Below are 18,911 nucleotides of genomic sequence, written 5' to 3' on the forward strand. Positions count from 1 at the left end.
ACCCGTCGGCACGAGGGCAGGAGGCGCGGTGAGGGTCACGAGGCGCCCCCGTCCGTCGCCGGGTCGCCGAGCAACGCCGTCCGTGCCCGGTCGAGCGCGGTGCCGAGGCGGGCGTCGACCTGGCCGATGCGACGCTCGGCCTCGGCGTCGCCGCGGGCCAGGGTCGCGTCGGCGACGAAGGCCACCTCGGCGGCCACGGAGTCGCGGGTCGCCGCGTCGAGCTGGGCGAGGTCGGCGGGGTGGAGGCGGACCGTCACGACGTCGCCGGGGTCGGTCACGGCGAGGGCGCGGGCGACGGCCGCACGGGCGGTCCGTCCTTCGCGGGGGTCGACCGTGTCGGCGGCGCCCCGGGCGGTGGCGTCGGCCCCGTACGGGCCGTCATGGACGGACTCGGAGGCGCGCAGTTCGTAGCCGAGGACCGCCTCGGCGAGCTCGAAGGCGGTCGCGACCAGCGCCTCCTCGGCGTCGTCCAGAACGGGCGCGACGCGGGCGTCGAGCGCGCGGGCCGACGAGGCGAGGGCCTCGACGGCCGAGACGGTGGCGGCCTGGAGGCGGTGCAGCAGGTCGGAGTGCTCGGCCTCGAGGACGGCCCGGCGGGCGGCGAGTTCGAGCTCGGCCGCGCGGAGGCCGGCGGCGTACCCGGCGGCGTGCCCCCGGGCCTCGGCCCGGGCGTCGTGCGCCTGTCGCGTGGTGGCGGCGTCGGACCCCGGCAGCGTGACGGACGGGTAGCTGACGCGCGCGAAGGCCGGGGCGGCGCCCTCGGGGGTCATCACGGAATCGAGCATCACAGGGCCGTTCGGCGTTGGGGGTGACGGCCGATCCGTGGCCTGGGGTGGGTGAGCGATCCGTGCTCACCGGCGACTCTCGACCTAGGCCGGGACGGCGTTAGCCCTTGCCCCGAAGGGGGGCCGGGCTACTCGACGAGGGCGTCGTCGTCCGAGCGGTGCATGGTGATCGCGCCCATCGCCTCGAGTTCGCGGATGGCGCGCACGACCGACGCCCGCGCCTCCTCGATCTGCGACTTGCGGACCGGACCCATCGACTGCAGCTCGTCGTCCAGCAGTTCGCGGTTGCGCTCGGAGACGTTGCCGCGGATGACCTCGGTGACCGCCGCCGGCGCGCCCTTCATCGCCGTGGCGAGGATCGCCGCGTCGATGCCGCGCAGCACCTGCTGGATGTCGCGCGACTCGAGCTTGACGATGTCCTCGAAGGTGAGCATGCGCGAGCGCACCTCCTCGGCCAGCTCGGGGTCGCGTTCGTCGAGGCCCTCGAGCAGCGCCTTCTCGGTCGCCACGTCGCTGCGGTTGAGGATCTCGATCAGCGGCTGGATGCCCCCGACGACCTCGACCTGGTCCCGCGGGGCGACGACGGCGCCGGCCCGCACCTTGAGGGTGGCCGCGACGATGCCGACCGACTCGGGGGTGGCCGTGCCCATCGTCGCGATGGCCTGGGCCACGTCGGCGCGCAGCTCGACGTCGAGGCCCGACATCACGGCAGAACCCTGCTGGGGCCTGAGGTGCGCGAGCACCAGGGCGATGGTCTGCGGCAGCTCGCCGTCGAGGAGCGCCACGACCTGACCGGCCTCGGCCTCGTCGAGGAACTCGAACGACTTGCCGGCCATGTTGGAGGCCATGCGCTCCATGACGCCGGCGGCACGCTCGGAACCGAACGACGCCTCGAGCAGACCGACGGCGACGTCGTGGCCGCCGCGGCGCTGGTAGCGGCCGCTGACGCTGAGGTCGTGGAACTCGGCCACGGTGGCCTCGGCGAGCGCGGGGTCGACGCGACGCAGGCGCACGATCTCGGCCGCGATCTCCTCGGCCTCGACCTCGCTGAACTCCTTCATGACCGCGGCCGCGCGGACCTGGTCCATCTGCATCAGGATGACCGCGACCTTCTGGGCGCCGGTCAACGGCTTGCCGACCCCGGGGACCGCGGGGGCGCCGAAGGTGGTGGGGACGAGGCTCATGCGGGCTGCCGGTCGTCCATCAGGCCGCGGAGCAGCTCGGCGGTCTTGCCCGGGTCGCGCTCGGCCATCGCGTCGATCTCGGCCCGGCGGCGCTCGGCCGAGACGAACTCGGGCGACGGCGTCGGGGCGTCGACCTCGAGCAGCTCGGTCTTCGGCTCGCCCATGCCGGGCAGGGTCAGGCGCGAGGTGGCGACGGCGTCGTCCAGCGACAGCGGCATCGTGGCGTCCCAGGTCTGGGCGCCGTTCTGCGGGGAGAGCTCGCCGAGGTCGACGTCCTCGCGGTCCTGGCGGCGGCTGCGACGAGCGAAGACGATGAGCCCCACGATGGCGGCGATCGCGATGGCCGCGACGATGCCGACCGTGCGGATGGTGCCCCACATCGCCTCGCTGGCACTCGCCGCGTCGGCGGCCTTGAGCGCCTCGGCGGCGGCGTCCGCGGCCGAGGTGTCGAAGTCGACCTGCGCGACCTGGACGGTGTCGCCGCGGGCGGCGTCGATGCCGGCGGCGGCACCGACGAGGTCGCGGACGCTCTGCATGTTGACCCCGTTGGCCGCGGCCGAGTTCAGCGCGACCGACACCGTCTGGCGGCTGACCTCGCCGGCCGGGACGTTGAGGCTCTCGGTGACCTTGTCGACGGCGTTGTTCTTGGTGGTCGACTCGTTGGTGTAGCCCCCGTCGGCGCCGGTGCCCGCGGCGGTCGTGCCGTCGGCCGCCGTGCCGTTGGGCACCGCGATGTTGTCGGGGCCGAGAACGCCGGTCGCACCGGTGCCGTTCGCCCCGTTCGCCCCGGAGCCGTACTGCTCGGTGGTGCCCGACTCGTTCAGGGCGATCGGCCCCGAGGTCGGCTGCGAGAACGACTCGGTCACCTTGGTGCCCGAGCTCTGGTCGAGGTCGGCGGCCACCACGACGGACGAGTTGCCGGGACCGACCATCTTGTCGAGCATGGCCTGGACCGAGGCCTGGACCTTGGACTCGTAGTCGCTCGCGTCGCCGTCCGCGCCTCCGACCGCTCCGCTGCCGACGGCCGAGAGCACCGTGCCCGAGGCGTCGGTGACGGCGACGTCGGTCGCCTTCATGCCGTCGACGGAGGCGCTGGTCAGGTTGACGATGGCCTGCACCTGCTTGGAGTCCAGCGTCGCACCGGCCTGGGTCTCGACGAACACCGAGGCGGTCGGGTCGCGCTGCTCGGCGACGAACACCGACTCCTCGGGGATCGCGAGCTGCACGCTGGCGTTCTTGACGCCGTCCATCGCCTTGATCGTGTTGGCGAGCTCGCCCTCGATCGCACGCTTGTAGGTGACGTTCTGCTGGAACTCGGACGAGGTGACGCCCATGGTGTCGAGCAGCGAGTAGCCGCCGCCCGAGCTCGCGGCGGGCAGCCCCGCGGCCGCGGCCTTGAGGCGCTCGTCGTAGACGACGTTCTCGGGCACGAGGATCGTGCCGCCGCCCGCGGTCAGCTCGTACGGCACACCGTCGGTCTGCAGCAGTTCGACGATGGCGCTCGCGTCGGTCGGGTCGATGCCGCTGAACAGCGGCGTGTAGGTGGGCTTGCCCAGCCAGCTGACGAGCGCGACGACGCCGAGCACGAGGGCGGCGACCAGGATGACGGCGATCGTGCGCTGCGCGACCGTGAAGCTCTGGAGGGCGGCACCGAGCTTGGCGAGCTGGCCCTTGACGGCGTTCGGCATCAGGCCTGCATCCTCATGATCTCGTTGAAGGCGTCGACGCCCTTGTTGCGGACGGCGCTGACCAGCTCGAGCGTGACCTGGGCACGCGTCGCCGCGATGGTCGCGTCGTGGATGTCGGTCAGGTCACCGGTGACGGCCTTGACCGCGAGGGTCTTCGCCTCGGACTGCAGCTGCTGCAGCCCCTCGACGGCTCCGGTCATGGTCGCGCCGAAGGTCGCGCCCGAGACCGAGGAGGCGCCGGTCGCGCCGGCCACGCCCGTCACGTCGGACGCACCGCCGGCCCCCATGAGCGTGCCCACGTCGGCGAAGCCGGTCTGTTGCACGGCCCCGAGGGCCTGGATTCCTGCGATGGGCATCAGCCACGTCCGATCTGGAGTGCGGCCTCGTAGGCCGTCTTGGCACGGTCGACCACGGCGGCGTTGGCCTGGTAGCCACGCTGCGCCATGATCAGGTCGCCCATCTGGGCGCCGAGGTCGATGTCGGGCATGCGCACGTATCCCTCGGCGTCGGCCAGCGGGTGGTCGGGGAGGTACGTGACGCGGCCGGCCTCGCTGCCGTAGCGGTCGGCCTTGACGAAGACGCCGGACGTGCCGGCGCCCTCCTGCACCTCGACGTAGCGGGCCTGGAAGGCGGTGTCGTCCATCGACTTCACGGTGTTGACGTTGGCGATGTTGTCCGACACGGCGTCGAGCCACTTGCGGTGCACGGTCAGGCCGGTGCTCGCGATGCCGATCGCGTCGAAGGCGGTCACGAGTTCGTCCGGAACGCGGCGCGGACGGCCGTCAGCTCGGAGTTCATGGCCTGCGTGGCGAACTGGTACCGCAGCACGGTGTCGACGTTCGACAGGGTCTCGGTGTCGAGGTTCACGTTGTTGCCGTCGAGACGGGTCGGCTCGAGGCTGCGCGACGTGGACGCCTGGACCGCTCCGCTGCCGGACGCGACCGACCGGCCCAGCGCCTCCTCGAACTGCACCCGCTTGGCGGTGTAGTTCGGGGTGTTGACGTTCGCGATGTTCGCGGCGATCGTCTTCTGACGCAGCGAGAGACCGTCGAGGGCGCTCTGCAGCGCCGCTTGCGTCACGGATTCGAGTGGCATGCCTGTCCCGGTGGGGTCGATGGAGTGCGAGGGGCCGATCCGTGGCCGGTGTGCGAGCGATCCGTGCTCACGGCGCTCTATCGGCGGGGCGCGGGGCGACGTAAGCGGTGCGCAGGCGGCTGCCCCGTACTGGGGGCGGGCGGCCCCTGCTGCTAGCGTCGCGCCCAGGACCGGGGGGACGGGGGCGCGCGCATGGACGAGGACGGTCGACGACTGCTGGGCCTCGGGGACGAGCACGCTGCCGACCCGGACGAGGAGATCGTCGTGGACGACGACGAGGCGGCCGCGGAGGCCGCTCTGGGTCGCCGGTCGGTCGGTGCCGCGGTCGGACTCGTGTTCCTCGCCCTCGTGGTCGCGGTGGTCGCGGTCGGGGCCGTGCTGCCCCTGCTCCTGTGGCCGGTCGGTCTGTGGATCGGCCTCCAGCAGCAGCCCGCCGAGATCGCGTCGCTCTGGTGGTTCGTGGGTCTCCATGGGTGATCGACGAGCGCTCTGCCTCGCGGCGCTGGGCATCGCCCTCCTCACCGCGTGCAGCACCGGCACGACGGGCCCTCGCGATGTGGACGACGGAAGGACCCTCGAGGAGACCGGCACGATCGCCACGGAACTGATCGACGGCCTCCAGGCCCAGGTCGACCCGACGCTCGTGGCGAGCGTCGAGGCCCAGGAGGACGGCGCGGCGTCGATCGGCGGCTCCGCGGACGACGCCGACGGCAGCATCCAGGAGTGGCGGGTGCTGCGGTACGTGAACCTCGTGCCGGACGCACCCCAGCTCGACGTCGCCGAGTCCGTGATCGATGCCCGCGTCGCGGACGGCTGGACGGTGGGTCTCGACCGGGAGACGTCGAACGCGGGAGGTCGCTGGGTCACGTTGACCTCGGACGAGGACCGCTACGACGGCTTCGAGCTGACCGTGCAGGCCGGTGACAACGGGGCGTCGACCGGGCAGAACTACGTCCTCCTCGGCGTGGTCGGACCGACCGTCGACGAGACCCCCACGGGGAAGTCGACCCCCTCCCTCGAAGAGACCGGCCGACGTGCCGACGACCTCGTCGACCGGGTGGTCGCGCTCGTCGACCCGGCCGTCGTCGAGAGCGTCGAGGTGTTCGAGGACGGCGACGCCGGTGTGGCCGGCACGCCGAACGACCCGGACAGCAGCATCCGACAGTGGACCGTCGCGCATTCCGTCGTGCTCGTTCCGGGCGCCTCACGGGACGCGACGACGGCAGCGCTGGTCGACGCCCTCGTCGCCGAAGGCTTCACCGTCATCGAAGACGAGACCACGCCGAGCGGCTCACGGCGGATCGTCACCGGACCCGGTGAGGGTGCGGACGAGCCCTACACCGTGACCCTCCAGGGAGGACCCGACAGTTCCCTCAGCCGCCTCATCGACGTGCAGGTGAACGGTCCGGTCGTCGAGACCGCACCGGCGGACTGAGCCGGCCCGCGCCTCCTCGGCGGCCCGCCCCGACGAGCGGGGGGGGCTTCGCACCGCCGACTGGACGTCGCACCGCCGACGTGGGCGGTGCGATGTTCAGTGGGCGGTGCGATGTTCAGTGGGCGGTGCGACGCGGTGGCGAGCAGGCGGACGAGCGAGCGGGCGACGAGCAGGAGGCGCGGGTCGGGTCAGGGGCGCGAGTAGCGGTGCTCGGGGCGGCCGGTGGTGCCGTAGCTGAGCTTCATCGTGACGAGACCGTCGGCGGCGAGCGCCGCGAGGTACCGCTGCGCCGTGGCCCGCGAGACCCCGACCCGGGCGGCGACGTCGGCCGCCGACAGTTCGAGCGGCCCGACGCCGGCCCCGGCCCCGGCCCCGGCCCCGACCTCGGTGTCGGCGTCCGCGGCGTCCGCATCCGCCTCGGCTCCGAACTGCTCGAGCACCGCCTGCTCCGTCGCCGACCGCGACGGCGAGGCCGCCTTCGCCGCGTCGCCGGAATGGAGGATGCGCAGGGCCCGTTCGAGCGCCTCCTGGTCGACGGCCGTCCGCTCGTCGAGCACGTTGCGGTACCGCTGGTAGGCGCGCAGCCGGTCGACCAGCGTGCCCGACGCGAACGGTTTGATCAGGTAGCCCAGCGCCCCGCGCCGCAGGGCCCGCCGCACGGTCGTGGCGTCCGACGCGGCGCTGAGCACGAACGCGTCGACGTCGACCTCGCGCAGCAGGTCGAGCCCGCTGCCGTCGGGCAGGTGGACGTCGAGCAGCAGCAGGTCGACGTGCCGTTCGGCGAGGACGCGGCGCACCTCGGCGACCGTGCCGACGGCCGGCAACGCCCGCAGGCCGGGCAGCTGCTCGACCTGGCGGCGGTGCAGGTCGGCGACGTAGAAGTCGTCGTCGACCACGAGCACGGTGAGTTCGGTCGTCACGGGGTGGTCCTCTCGGGGGTGTCGGGGGCGGGCGGTCCGGGGGCGGGGGCGCTGCCGGCGGACGTGCCGACGCCGGGCGGTCGCGGGTCGTCGCCGCCATGGGACGAGGAGGCGCGGGCCGGCCCGGACGCGCCCGTCACCACCGCCTCGCCCGTCGCCACCGCCTCGCGCGAGACCGCGCCCACGAGCCTCGCGCAGAACACGGCGCCGTGCCCGTCGCCGCCCGGCGAGCCGAGCCAGACGTCGCCGCCGCGGCGTCGGGCGATGTCCCGGGAGAGCGGCAGCCCGAACCCCAGGCCGTGCACGCGTGCGGGGTCGGGCTCGTCGTCGGCACCGTGCGGCCCACGGTCGAACAGCTGGTCCACGTCGGCGACGCCGTCGCCCGAGTCCATCACCGACAGGTGCAGGTCGGTGCCGTCGTCGAGCACCTCGACCTCGATCCAGGCGGGCGTGACCCGTCCGGCGACGGCCGCCCGGACCGCGTTGTCGACCAGGTTGCCGAGGACGGTCGTCACGTCGCCGGGCTCGACGACCGACCCCGTCACGAGCGTCTCGGGCCCGAGCTTCAGCAGGACGCCCCGCTCGGCCGCCTCGACGCCCTTCGCCCCGAGGAACGCCTGCAGGTACGGCTCGGTCAGCCGGTCGGCGTGGGCGACCGGGTAGCGCAACGGCCCGTGGTCGAGGACGTCGGCGAGGTAGGCGCGGGCCTGCTCGGCGCGACCGAGCTCGAGCATCCCCGACAGGGCGTGCAGCCGGTTGGCGAACTCGTGTCGCTGCGCGCGGAGGGCCGTGGTCATCGCGCCGACGGCGTCGAGCCGGCGGGTCAGGGCCTCGACGGCCGTGCGGTCGCGCACCACCGCGACCCGGCCGAGGTCGACCCCGTCGCGCGACACCGGACGCACGTCGACGAGCAGCACGTGGTGGCCGACCACGAGCGTGGTGTCGGCCGGGGTGCCCGCCGAGGTGCCGGCCGACGCCTGGTCGACGGCGTCGCGCGGCCCTCTCGGCCCGCTCGGACCGAGCAGCGCGACGAGCCCCTCGGGCAGGCCGAGCCCGGCGAGCGGCCTCCCCACGGCGGTCGAGGCGTCGACCGCCAGCAGTCGCGCGGCCTGGTCGTTGCACACCGTCACGACGCCGTCGCCGGACACCGCCAGCACCCCCTCGCCGACCCCGCCGAGCACGGCCTGCTGGTTCTGGACGAGGCTCGACAGCTCCTCGGGCTGCAGCCCGAGGGTCGCGCGGTCGAGCCGCCGACGGATCAGCACCGACGCGACGACGCCGAGCACGAGGGCGAGCACGGCCACCCCGACGACGGGCAGGGCGTCCTGCACGAGGGTGTCGTAGACCCGGGTCGGCGCGTACCCGACGCTGACCTCGCCGACGACGTCCGCCGCCGAGCCGGAGGCCACCGACGCCGCGCCGACCGAGACGCCCGGAGCGTAGATCGGCACCTTCGCGCGGGCCGAGTCGCCGAGCGTGCCGCGCTCCCAGGCGACGACCTCCTCCCCTCGCAGGGCGGCGTCGGGGCTGGTGCTCACCCGCTCGCCGATGCGGGAGGGGTCCGGGTGCGCCAGCCGCACCCCGCGATCGTCGGTCACGACGACGAAGAGCGCCCCGGTGCGCTGCTGGGCCGCGACCGCGGTGCGCTGCAGGGCTCCCCGGGCCAGCGCCTCCTGGTCGATCTCGGTGCCGTCGACGCTCAGCAGGGCGACCTGCTCCCGGACGTCGGTGTCGCTCGCGACGCTCTGCGCCACGGCGAGCGCGGTCGACTCGGCCTCGCGCGCCAGGCGCTGGACGGCGATCGTCGCGAAGACGGCACTGGTCAGCAGCACGATCGCGGTGACGACGGCGAGCTGGAGCAGCAGCACCTCGGTGGCGAAACGCCGCTTCCGGAGGCGCGGCGCCGCCCCCTGCCCCGACCCGCCTCGCGCACCCGCCCGACGGCTCGCCGGCGTGCGGCGTCCCCGTGGTGAGCTGTCGTCGGTCACGCCCGCCAGGGTACCCGGCGCGGCCGACGCGACCCGCGCCTCCTCGCGGCCCCGCCCAGCCCTCGCGCACGCGCCGCACCGCGTCCCGTGCATCGCACCTCGTCTAGGCACGGTGCGGTGCACGAAACGCGGTGCCAAGCCGGGGTGGGGTCGGGGGGGGCAGGCCGGGCGTGAGCAGAACGCGCAGAACGGTGCCAACGCGCGATAGTCGGCCAATGCGCACAAGCGCGACGCGGCTCGGGAGGCGCGGCTAGCGTGCCCGGACACACGAACCGGACGAAGGAGTCCAGATGCTCGTCATCCTCGGTTATCTGATGATCGCCACCTTCATGGTGCTGATCATGACCAAGCGGCTCTCGCCGATGCTCGCCCTGATCATGGTGCCGACCATCTTCGGCCTGTTCGCGGGGGCCGGCCTCGGCATCGGCGACATGGTGATCGAGGCGATCGGCGACCTGGCCCCGACCGCGGCGCTGCTGATGTTCGCGATCATGTACTTCGGGCTCATGATCGACGTCGGGCTGTTCGACCCGCTCGTACGGTTCATCCTCCGCGTCACCGGCAACGACCCCGCGAAGATCGTGCTCGGCACGGCCCTGCTGGCCGGGGCCGTCTCGCTCGACGGCGACGGGTCGACGACCTTCATCGTGACGACCGCCGCCATGCTGCCGATCTACCTCAAGCTCGGCATGAGCCCGGTCGTGCTGACCTGCGTCGCCGGCCTCGCCAACGGCACCCTCAACATCGTCCCGTGGGGCGGGCCGACCGTGCGGGCCGCCGCGGCGCTCAACGTCGCGCCGTCCGACATCTTCGTGCCCCTCGTGCCGTCGCTGATCACGGGCCTCGTCATCGTGTTCGTGTTCGCCTGGCTGATGGGCCTGCGCGAGCGCCGCCGCCTCGGCACGGTCGAGCTCGGCGGGTCGGTGCTGGCCGCCGCGGCCGAGAAGATGTCGCCCCTGTCGCGCGAGCTGGCCACGGCCGCCCGCGGTGGCGGACCGGGCAAGGCGGGCGTCGGCGTCTCGATGTTCACCAGCCCCACGGTCGCCCTGGGCCTGCGCGGCGGTCGCGCCGACGGCAGCCGCGCAGACGCCCCCGGCGAGCGCGCGGTCGACAACCCCGGCGGCAGCGGCGCCAGCGAGAACGGCACGCCCCTGACCGGCACGATGGCCGACACGATGCTCGACCCCACTCGCGAGACCCTGCGCCCCGGGCTGATCTGGTTCAACTTCGCGCTGACCGTCGTGGTGATGGTGCTGCTCGTGCTCGACCTCTTCCCCCTGGCCTACGTGTTCATGGTCGGCGTCGCGGTCGCGCTGCTGATCAACTTCCCGAAGGTCAAGCAGCAGTCGGCCGAGATCGTCGCCCACGCGCCGAGCATCGTCGGCGTCGTCTCGATGGTCTTCGCCGCCGGCGTGCTGATCGGCGTGCTCAACGGGACGGGCATGGTCGACGCGATGGCGCAGTGGCTCGTGCAGGTGATCCCGAACGAACTGGGTCCGTACCTGGCCGTCATCACGGGACTGCTCAGCCTGCCGCTCACCTTCTTCATGAGCAACGACGCCTTCTACTTCGGCATCCTGCCCGTGCTCGCCCAGAGCGCCGCGGCGTTCGGCATCGAACCGGTCGAGATGGCGCGCGCCTCGGTGATCGGCCAGCCCGTGCACCTGCAGAGCCCGCTCGTGCCGGCGATCCTGCTGCTGGTCAGCCTGGCGAACGTCAACCTCGGCGACCACCACAAGAAGGTGCTCTGGCGGGCGGCCGTCGTCTCGGTCGTCATGCTCGTGGTCGCCGTCGTCGTCGGGGTCATCCCCTTCGGCTGAGGCCACCCGGGCGGGGTCAGCGGGGCGGGGTCAGCCGGTGGCGTCCAGGTAGACCGGGCGCGAGGGCTCGTGCGACGCCTCGACGGTGCGGACGGCTCCGAGGTGCTGCAGCACGGCGACCCGGGCGGCCTCGAGGCGGCCGAGGACGTCGCGCTGGCGCTCGGCCAACGAGGAGGCGCGGGTCGCCAACTCCTGAGGAAGCGGACCCAGCCCGGTGGGCGGCGTCCACCGACGGGCCGGCGTGGGCAGCGCGGTGGGGTCGCCGTCACCCGTGGGTAGCGAGGCGTCCGCCTCGGTGACCAGCGCCTCCAGCTCGTCGAGGGCCGCGCGCCAGGCGGCGTGCGTCCGTTCGGTCCTAGGCGACACCGACGCCTCCGGCCAGGCCGGCGACCGACGAGGCGGCGCCGGCCTGCAGCGAGGCCGCGGCCTCGTGCCACGCCTGGCGCAGGGGCTCGAGCAGCCCGGCGACCTCGCGGGTCTGCGCGACGTCACGGTGCACGTTGGCGTTGACCAGGGCGGTCGACGTGTAGGTGTACAGGGCGAGCAGGCCCTCGCCGCCGTCCCAGACGTCGATCTTGAGCGACGACGACAGCTCGGCGATGATCGCCTGGGCGTGCAGCAACTGCTCGGAGGCGGCGGCCCAGTTCGCGGCGACCTGCGCGGCCTCGGCCCGCGACAGGTCGAGCATGAGGCGGTCGTAGAGCATCGTGACGAGCTGGACGGGCGTCGCCGACAGCACGGCGTCGCTCGTGTACTGGGCGCGCTGCTTCTGCACGACGGCCGAGGGGCCGGCCGAGGCCGCGGCGAAGGCGGCGAACGAGGTGGCGTCCATCAGCTGCTGCTCGTCGAGAGGGTGGCGAGCTGGCTCGAGATGTACTTCTGCTGCGCGGTCAGGGCGCTGAGCGAGGTCTCGAGGGCCGAGTAGGTCTTCTGCAGACCCGCACGACGGGCCGCCAGGCGGTCGTCCCACTCGCTGACGCGGTTGGTGAGGTCCTTCACGACCGACTGCTGCCCGGTGATGGTCTTCGTCAGCGTCCCGTCGAACCTGTCCGAGACCGACGTCGAGGTCGATGCGACCCGCGCGGCGATGGCACTCATCGTGGCCTGCACCTTCGCGGGGTCGGCGGCGAGGGCTGCGGCGAACTTCGTGGCGTCGACGGCGAACTGGCCGGTCTTGGCGTCGATCGAGATGCCGATGGTGCTCGGCGACTGCCCGTCGACCGGGCTGAGCACAGCGTCGGTCAGGCGCTGCGTGATGCCTCGGGTCGTCGAGTTGCCACCGAAGACGCCCGCGGTGACCGTCGTCGTCCCCGTGGAGCTGGTCGACGTCGTCGCGGCACTCCTACTGCTGATCAGGCTCAAGGCCCCGTTGACACCCGCGATCAGGTCGGTCGCGACCTTCGTCGCGGCCGTCGCGTCCCGGGCGATCGCGAGGTGCACGGGCTCGGTCGTCGTGGCCGAGACGGTGACCGAGACGCCGGGCAGGACGTCGGTGAACGTGTTGCTGCTGCTCGTGACGACCTGCTCGGCCGCCGTGCCCGCCCAGAGGGTGATCGAGGCGTCGCGCGCCTGCGAGATCACGGCGGCGCCGGGCTGGGCGATGAGGTCGGGGGCGGTCCCGGCGGCCACGTCGGCGGCGGTGCCGCGGAAGACGTCGAAGCCACCCTCGGCGCCGCTCTTCTGGCTCGACAGCTGGAGGCGGTACTGGACCGCACCGGAGGCGTCCTTGCCCGAGGCGACCTTGACGGCGGAGACACCGGCGCCCGAGGAGTTGACGGCCTTGACGACGTCGTCGAGCGACGAGGAGGCGGCGGTCACCTCGGTCCTCGTGCCCGCGGCCGAGACGAAGGTGAGCGTCGCGGGCGAGTCGGGCCACGCCGTCATCGCCGCGGTCACCGCGGTCTTGGACGAGGCGGTCGCCCCGACGACGAGGTCGACCGAGCCGGAGACGGCCCCGGCCGCGGTGGTGGCCGTCACCGCCGTCGAGCTGCTGGTCGGGGTGAAGAGGGAGAGCGAGCCGGCCTTGGCGGTCGAGGTCGCGAGCGTCGCCAGGTCGGCGATCTTGGTGTTGAGCCCCTGAAGGGCCGTGACGAGCGTCTGCCCGGCCGTGGCCTTGTTCTTCAGGATGGTCTGGGGCACGGCCTCGGACTGCATCAAGGTGTTGATGAGCGTGGTCGTGTCGAGCCCGCTGACGAGGCCGTCGATGCCGAGCGAGGCCATCAGGTGCTCCTGTCGAGGTGGGGTGTCCGGGTCGGACCGTGGGGCAGATCGAAGTGGGGGGAGTGCTGAGACCGGGTGGCCCGGCGGAGCAGGATCAGCTGCGCCGTCGAGGCCACCCGGTCTCGAACCGCGGTGAGGTGGTGGGTCAGGCCCGGGCTGGGAGCACGGGACCCTCCTCGGCTACGACTAGCGGAGGAGCGACAGCACGCCCTGGGTGCTCTGGTTCGCCTGGGCCAGCATCGCGGTGCCGGCCTGGCTGAGCACGTTGGAGCGGGTGTACTTGACCATCTCTTCGGCCATGTCCACGTCGCGGATGCGCGACTGAGCCGCCGTGAGGTTCTCCTTCGCGACGTTGGTCGACGCGATGGAGTGCTCGAAGCGGTTCTGGACGGCACCCAGCTCGGAACGGGTGGTCGAGACGGCCTTGATGGCCGTGTCGATTGCCGCGATCGAGGTGAGGGCCTCCGCCGAGGTCGTGAACTTCAAGGCGGCGACATCGGTGGCGATGGTACCGACGTTGGACTTCGACAGGTCGATCTCGATCTGGTCGTTGCCCGCGTCGCTACCGGCACCGACCTGGAAGGTCAGCTTGCCGGTACCCGCGGCAGCGCCGGTCGCGGCCTCACCGTCGAGCAGTTTGATGCCGTTGAAGTTGGTCGAGCCCGAGATGCGCGTGAGCTCCTTCGACAGCGCCGTGACCTCGGTCTGGATCGCCGTGCGGGCGTCTTCGTTGTTCGAGTCGTTGCCGGCCTGAACAGCGAGGTCGCGGACGCGCTGGAGGATCGAGTGCACCTCGGTGAGGCCACCTTCAGCGGTCTGGACGACCGAGATGCCGTCCTGGGCGTTGCGTGCGGCGACGGTCAGTCCGCCGACCTGCGAACGCAGGCCCTCGGAGATCGCGAGGCCGGCCGCGTCGTCAGCGGCACGGTTGATGCGGAGGCCCGACGAGAGCTTCTCGAGGCTCTTCGACAGGTCGTTCTGCGTGGCGTTCAGGTTGCGGTACGTGTTGTTGGCCGCGAGGTTGGTGTTGATCTGCATACCCATGGTGTTCTCCTCCGTGACTGGGTGGTGTTCGTCGGCCCATCCGTGGGCTGACACCGGCTACTGTCGGCCGGTCGACCGCGGCTGTAAGTCAGCCGCAGAAGTTTTTTCGGGCGATCTCAGACCGCCGTGCTGATGCCGGCGGCGTCGGGCTCGCGCATGGCGCGGGCGATGCCGACGGCGGCGTTCGTCGCGACGCGCGACAGGTAGGCGCTGCGGCGGGCCGGCGCGGTCTTCGAGACCGGCGTGAACTCGGCGTCGGGGTCGTCGGCGTAGTGCGACTCGAGGGCGTCGCGCAGCAGGCGGACCGCCTCGGTGCGCTGCTGCGAGACGGCGCTGTGGGTGATGCCGAGCTCGTCGGCGATCTCGGTGACCGTGCGGTCACCGAAGTAGACGCCCTCGACGATCAGGCGCATGCGCTCGGGCAGGGCCTCGACCGCGGCGGCGACGTAGCGGCTGCGCTCCGAGACGAGCAGGTTCTCCTCGGGCAGCGGCAGGTCGGCCGCGAGGTGGTCGGCGACGGTGTCGTCGAGGGCCGAGACGGTCCGGGCCGCGTCGGTCAGGGCACCGGCCGCCGTCTGGCGGTCGACGCCGAGGGCACCGGCGATCTCGTCGACGCTCGGGGCGCGTCCCAGGGTCGCGGTGAGCGCCTCCTGGACGGCCAGGGTCTCCTTGATGCGCTTGCGGGTGCCGCGGCTGGCCCAGTCCCCCGAGCGCATGTCGTCGGCGAACGCGCCGACGATGCGGGTGCGGGCGTAGGCGCCGAACGGGATGCCGAGCGTGGGGTCGAAGGCGTCGGCGGCCTGGACGAGGGCGACGGCCCCGACCGAGGCGAGGTCGTCACGCGACAGGTGGGTGGCGCGGGCGCACACCTCCGAGACGAGGTAGCCGACCAGTGGCAGGTTCTCCACCACCATGGCGTTCCGTTCGGTGCGGTTCATCGCGACTCCCAGTGCGATAGGGGACCTCGTGGTCCGGTGATCGTGACTCCGGGCGCGACGAACGGCCCTCTGATCAGGGCACGTCGACAGGGTTCGCCGAGGAGGCGCGGTGCACCGGACGAGACGTCGTCCGGACCGCAGATGATGCGTGGCGACCGACCCGTCGGGGGCCCGTCGCTGCTCTGCAACGCTACCGAGCCGGAGGGGGGCGGCGGCAGGCCGGGACTGCCCCCAGTGCGGGGGAACGACCGTCATCTCTTCGGGGGACACACCTCGTGCCCTCACCCCCGTACTGGGTCGGAACGCCCCTTCCTCCGAGCGGTGCTTTAAGGCTAGGTGCAGGGTTCGGGCCGATGACTAACGGGCCCCGCGCCTCCGCCGATAGTCACCGGTGCAGAGGACGCCGGGCACTCCTCGCCGACGGACGACGAACCCGACACCCCGATGCGACCGACCGAGGAGGCCCCCCATGGGCGCGAACGAACTCTCCGCGCTGCTCTGGCGAGAGCGCGAGCTGCTCGAGCTGCTGACCTTCAAGCTCGAGGAGGAGCAACTGCTGCTCACCGCGGGCCGCAGCCGCTGGGTCGACCACGCCACGCGCGAGGTCGAGCAGGTGCTCGGTCGCCTCCGTTCCGCGGGGCTCGAGCGCAGCGTCGAGGTGTCGGCCGTCGCCCGCGAGTGGGGCACCGACGAGGAGGCCCCCCTGCGCGAGATCATCTCCGCGGCACCCTCCGGCCCGTGGGGCGAGATCTTCACCGCCCACCTCCGCGCCATGACCGAGCTGACCGGGCGCATCGCCCAGCTGCGCGACGAGAACGAACGCTTCCTGCGGGCCGCCGCCCGCGCCACGCAGGAGACCCTGGCCACCGCGTCCACGGGCCCCGCGACCGCGACGTACGACGCGACGGGCCAGACCGGTCACGCGAGCTCGGCCAGCGCCTCCGGCGGTCACCTCTTCGACGGGCGGCTCTGACGTGGTGAGCACCTTCGGCAGCCTGGCCACCGCCTACCGCGGGCTGACCGCGGCCCGCACCGGGCTCGACGTGGTCGGCCAGAACATCGCCAACGTCAACACCGAGGGCTACACGCGGCAACGGGTCACGCAGTCCTCGATCGAGGCGGCCGCGCGCGTGGGCGTGTTCTCGAACGGCGTCCAGCCCGGACAGGGCGTGTCGGTCGACGGCATCGCCCGCATCAGCGACCGGTTCGCCGACGCCCAGGTCCGCGGCGCCGCCGGGGCAGCCGGCTACCAGGGCGTGCGGGCGTCGGTCACGGCCGCCCTCGAGTCGTCCCTGAACGAGCCCAGCACGACCGGCATCGCCTCGCAGCTGACGAAGTTCTGGTCCGCCTGGCAGGACGTGTCGAACGACCCCTCGGCCGCGGCCCCCGCGGCCGTCCTGCTCGGCCAGGCGAACACGATCGCCCAGACCCTCTCGACCGGCTACAAGGCCGTCGACGACCAGTGGACCTCGCAGCGTCAGCAGCTCGACGGCCTCGCCTCGCAGCTCAACTCGGCCGCGACCCAGGTGGCCGACCTCAACGTGCGCATCCGCACCGCGACCCAGCAGGGCGTCAGCACCAACGAACTGGTGGACGCCCGCTCGGCACTGACCGAGAAGATCGCGACGCTCGCCGGAGGCACGGTGCGCGACAACGCGGACGGCACGGTCGACGTCCTGGTCGGCGGCAACGCCCTGGTGTCGGGCGACTCGGCCCGCCAGGTGAAGGTGACCGGCGACTACACGCTGGCCACCGCCTCCTCGGGGGTCTCGCTCGAGTGGACCCACCGCGCCGGCGACCCGATCTCGCTCGACGGCGGCAGCATCGCCGGTTCGCTGTCGGTGCTCGCCCCGGCCGCGCCCGGCGGCACCGGCGGGGTGCTGGCCGAGGCCGCCGCGAGCTACGACGCCCTCGCGACCCAGCTCGCCAGCCAGGTGAACGCCGTGCACGCGACCGGCACGACCGCCGACGGCACCACGGGCCACGACTTCTTCGCCCTCACCGCCGGGGTGCCCGCCGCGCGCGGCCTCACCGTGCTGCCGACCGGCGCCTCGACCATCGCGTCGGGCAACGGCACGGGAGGCGCCCTCGACGGGTCGATCGCCCGCGCCGTCGGCCGGATCGGACTCTCGACCGGATCGCCCGACCGCGCCTGGGGCTCGATCGTCAGCACGATCGGGGCCACGGCCCGCACCGAGGCCGACCGCTCGACCCTCACCGACCTCGCGGCGACGTCCGCCAAGGGGCGCCAGCTCTCGACCGCCGGGGTCAGCCTCGACGAGGAGAACGTCAACCTGCTCACCTATCAGCACGCCTACCAGGGCGCGGCCCGCGTCATGACCGCGATCGACGAGATGCTCGACACGTTGATCAACGGCATGGGACGGGTCGGGAGGTAACCGATGATCACCCGCACCACGAACCAGATGGCGATGCTCACCGCGCAGCGCAACCTGCAGACCAGCTCGTACCGGGTCGACCAGGCCCAGCAGCGGGCCGCGAGCCTCGACCGCATCTCGAAGCCGTCGGACGATCCGGCCGGCACGGCGGACGCCCTGCGGGTCAAGGCCGAGCAGGCGGCCAACGTGCAGTTCTCGCGTAACGTCGGCGACGGCAACGGGTGGCTCTCGCTGGCCGACTCGGCGCTGTCGTCCACCGACGACGTGCTCAAGAAGGTGCGCGACCTCACGGTGCAGGGCGCCAACACCGGTGCGTTGTCGCAACCCGCCCTCGACGCCATCGCGACCGAGATCGACGGCCTCAAGGCCGACCTGCTCGCCGTGGCGAACACCTCGTACAACGGCCGCAGCGTCTTCGCCGGCACGTCGGACGCGGGCGTCGCCTTCCGCCCCGACTTCAGCTACACCGGCACCCCGGGCTCCTCGGTCACCCGCCAGATCGGCGTCGAGACCGACGTGCGCGTCGACGCCGACGGAGCCGCCGCCTTCGGCACCGGCGCCGACTCGGTCTTCAGCATGCTCGACCGCATCGCCACCGACCTGCGGGCCGGCGTCAACGTCGGCACGCGGCTCACCGAGGTCGACGCCCGGTTGACGGCCGTGCGCGGCGTACAGTCCGACATCGGGGCACGACAGTCCCAGATCCTGAGAGCCGAGGACACCCTCTTGGACACCAAGACCACGCTGGAGGCGCAGCGCGCCGGCATCATGGACCTCGATCTCGGCGAGGCCGTGCTCGACCTGCAGATGCAGAACACCTCGTACCAGGCGGCCCTCGCGGTCACCGCCAAGGTGCTGCAGCCCACGCTGATGGACTTCCTCCGATGAGCGCGAACGCCGCCCGCGAGGTCGCGGGCTCCGTCGTGACCTTCGTCGCGCCTCCGTTCGGTCTCGAGCCGCTCACCGACTTCTCGCTCGAGCGCATCGACGGCGCCCACGGGCTCTTCGCCCTGCGGGCGAACGGGTCCGAGGTGCGACTGTTCGTGCTCGACGCGTCGGTGCACCTGCCCGACTACTCGCCCGTCGTGTCGGACGACCAGTCCGCCACCCTCGACCTGCAGGACGCCGCCGACGCCCTGCTGCTCGTCGTCGCGACCCCCGCGTCGACCGGCATGACGGTCAACCTGCTCGCGCCGATCGTGGTGAACGTGCGCACCGGAGCGGGCGCCCAGTTGATCCTCGAAGGCCAGGACTGGCCGCTGCGCGCCGAGCTGAGCCCCCGCGCGTAGCCACCTGCCGGCGGTCGGGCACCGGGTCGCCCGTCGGCTGGGTACGGGTTCGCCCCTCGGCTGGGCACCGGCTCGCCCCTCGGCTGGGCACGGGCTGCGAAGGCGG

The 18,911-nt window shown here is 72.8% G+C and carries 20 protein-coding genes; 7 read left to right on the forward strand and 13 right to left on the reverse strand.

The window, feature by feature from the left end; all coding sequences use genetic code 11:
- Positions 1 to 35: 35 nt before the first annotated feature.
- The 6 genes from ASL10_RS01710 to ASL10_RS01735 all read right to left on the reverse strand — a co-directional run bounded on the left by ASL10_RS01710 (position 36) and on the right by ASL10_RS01735 (position 4,752).
- Entirely contained in the window at positions 36 to 770 is a 735-nt protein-coding gene (locus tag ASL10_RS01710) for a FliH/SctL family protein (RefSeq protein WP_369794363.1), read from the reverse strand.
- Positions 771 to 913: 143 nt separating this feature from the next.
- A complete protein-coding gene (fliG, locus tag ASL10_RS01715; protein WP_056043683.1) occupies positions 914 to 1,969 on the reverse strand; it encodes a flagellar motor switch protein FliG in 1,056 nt (351 codons plus the stop codon).
- On the reverse strand, positions 1,966 to 3,657 hold the full coding sequence (gene fliF / locus ASL10_RS01720) for a flagellar basal-body MS-ring/collar protein FliF (protein ID WP_056043687.1): 1,692 nt from the start codon (positions 3,655 to 3,657) through the stop codon (positions 1,966 to 1,968). The genes fliG and fliF overlap by 4 nt, the downstream gene beginning before the upstream one ends.
- Positions 3,657 to 4,013, reverse strand: coding sequence for a flagellar hook-basal body complex protein FliE (gene fliE / locus ASL10_RS01725; protein WP_056043690.1), 357 nt, complete (start codon positions 4,011 to 4,013; stop codon positions 3,657 to 3,659). Before fliE ends, fliF begins: the two co-directional genes overlap by 1 nt.
- On the reverse strand, positions 4,013 to 4,408 hold the full coding sequence (locus tag ASL10_RS01730) for a flagellar basal body rod protein FlgC (protein ID WP_043596823.1): 396 nt from the start codon (positions 4,406 to 4,408) through the stop codon (positions 4,013 to 4,015). The genes fliE and ASL10_RS01730 overlap by 1 nt, the downstream gene beginning before the upstream one ends.
- The gene (locus ASL10_RS01735; RefSeq protein ID WP_055975153.1) at positions 4,405 to 4,752 is read right to left on the reverse strand and encodes a flagellar basal body protein; all 348 of its coding nucleotides are present in this window, start codon (positions 4,750 to 4,752) and stop codon (positions 4,405 to 4,407) included. The genes ASL10_RS01730 and ASL10_RS01735 overlap by 4 nt, the downstream gene beginning before the upstream one ends.
- Positions 4,753 to 4,944: 192 nt before the next feature.
- Between ASL10_RS01735 and ASL10_RS01740 the strand changes: the two genes are divergently transcribed.
- The gene (locus tag ASL10_RS01740; RefSeq protein ID WP_056043693.1) at positions 4,945 to 5,229 is read left to right on the forward strand and encodes a hypothetical protein; all 285 of its coding nucleotides are present in this window, start codon (positions 4,945 to 4,947) and stop codon (positions 5,227 to 5,229) included.
- The gene (locus tag ASL10_RS01745) at positions 5,222 to 6,187 is read left to right on the forward strand and encodes a hypothetical protein (protein WP_056043696.1); all 966 of its coding nucleotides are present in this window, start codon (positions 5,222 to 5,224) and stop codon (positions 6,185 to 6,187) included. The genes ASL10_RS01740 and ASL10_RS01745 overlap by 8 nt, the downstream gene beginning before the upstream one ends.
- Before the next feature lie 188 nt (positions 6,188 to 6,375).
- Here the strand turns inward: ASL10_RS01745 and ASL10_RS01750 are convergent, their stop codons facing one another.
- Positions 6,376 to 7,107 carry a response regulator gene (locus tag ASL10_RS01750; RefSeq protein ID WP_056043699.1) on the reverse strand — a complete coding sequence of 244 codons (732 nt, stop codon included), beginning with the start codon at positions 7,105 to 7,107 and terminating at the stop codon, positions 6,376 to 6,378.
- Complete coding sequence (locus tag ASL10_RS01755) at positions 7,104 to 9,095, reverse strand: sensor histidine kinase (protein WP_235452278.1); 1,992 nt, start codon at positions 9,093 to 9,095, stop codon at positions 7,104 to 7,106. Before ASL10_RS01755 ends, ASL10_RS01750 begins: the two co-directional genes overlap by 4 nt.
- Before the next feature lie 290 nt (positions 9,096 to 9,385).
- Here ASL10_RS01755 and ASL10_RS01760 point away from each other — a divergent pair, with 290 nt between their 5' ends.
- Positions 9,386 to 10,915, forward strand: coding sequence for a CitMHS family transporter (locus ASL10_RS01760; protein WP_056043702.1), 1,530 nt, complete (start codon positions 9,386 to 9,388; stop codon positions 10,913 to 10,915).
- Positions 10,916 to 10,945: 30 nt separating this feature from the next.
- Here ASL10_RS01760 and ASL10_RS01765 read toward each other — a convergent pair whose 3' ends face one another.
- From ASL10_RS01765 to ASL10_RS01785, 5 genes are all read right to left on the reverse strand, one after another.
- On the reverse strand, positions 10,946 to 11,281 hold the full coding sequence (locus tag ASL10_RS01765) for a hypothetical protein (RefSeq protein WP_056043705.1): 336 nt from the start codon (positions 11,279 to 11,281) through the stop codon (positions 10,946 to 10,948).
- The gene (gene fliS / locus ASL10_RS01770; RefSeq protein ID WP_082460066.1) at positions 11,271 to 11,747 is read right to left on the reverse strand and encodes a flagellar export chaperone FliS; all 477 of its coding nucleotides are present in this window, start codon (positions 11,745 to 11,747) and stop codon (positions 11,271 to 11,273) included. The genes ASL10_RS01765 and fliS overlap by 11 nt, the downstream gene beginning before the upstream one ends.
- Entirely contained in the window at positions 11,747 to 13,135 is a 1,389-nt protein-coding gene (gene fliD / locus ASL10_RS01775; protein WP_056043708.1) for a flagellar filament capping protein FliD, read from the reverse strand. Before fliD ends, fliS begins: the two co-directional genes overlap by 1 nt.
- 186 nt (positions 13,136 to 13,321) lie before the next feature.
- On the reverse strand, positions 13,322 to 14,179 hold the full coding sequence (locus ASL10_RS01780; protein ID WP_055975183.1) for a flagellin: 858 nt from the start codon (positions 14,177 to 14,179) through the stop codon (positions 13,322 to 13,324).
- 116 nt (positions 14,180 to 14,295) lie between these two features.
- Positions 14,296 to 15,117 (reverse strand): sigma-70 family RNA polymerase sigma factor, encoded by an 822-nt coding sequence (locus ASL10_RS01785; protein ID WP_056043710.1) that lies wholly within the window; start codon positions 15,115 to 15,117, stop codon positions 14,296 to 14,298.
- Positions 15,118 to 15,586: 469 nt separating this feature from the next.
- Here ASL10_RS01785 and ASL10_RS01790 point away from each other — a divergent pair, with 469 nt between their 5' ends.
- From ASL10_RS01790 to ASL10_RS01805, 4 genes are read left to right on the forward strand one after another with little or no spacing between them, the layout of a single operon-like run.
- Entirely contained in the window at positions 15,587 to 16,090 is a 504-nt protein-coding gene (locus tag ASL10_RS01790; protein WP_056043714.1) for a flagellar protein FlgN, read from the forward strand.
- A gap of 1 nt (position 16,091) precedes the next feature.
- Positions 16,092 to 17,516, forward strand: coding sequence for a flagellar hook-associated protein FlgK (flgK, locus tag ASL10_RS01795; RefSeq protein WP_369794352.1), 1,425 nt, complete (start codon positions 16,092 to 16,094; stop codon positions 17,514 to 17,516).
- 3 nt (positions 17,517 to 17,519) lie between these two features.
- Positions 17,520 to 18,404 (forward strand): flagellar hook-associated protein FlgL, encoded by an 885-nt coding sequence (gene flgL / locus ASL10_RS01800; protein WP_056043718.1) that lies wholly within the window; start codon positions 17,520 to 17,522, stop codon positions 18,402 to 18,404.
- On the forward strand, positions 18,401 to 18,805 hold the full coding sequence (locus ASL10_RS01805; protein WP_056043721.1) for a flagellar assembly protein FliW: 405 nt from the start codon (positions 18,401 to 18,403) through the stop codon (positions 18,803 to 18,805). Before flgL ends, ASL10_RS01805 begins: the two co-directional genes overlap by 4 nt.
- The last annotated feature ends 106 nt before the right edge of the window (positions 18,806 to 18,911 follow it).

The organism is Frigoribacterium sp. Leaf8, from assembly GCF_001421165.1.
Taxonomy (GTDB): Bacteria; Actinomycetota; Actinomycetes; order Actinomycetales; family Microbacteriaceae; genus Frigoribacterium.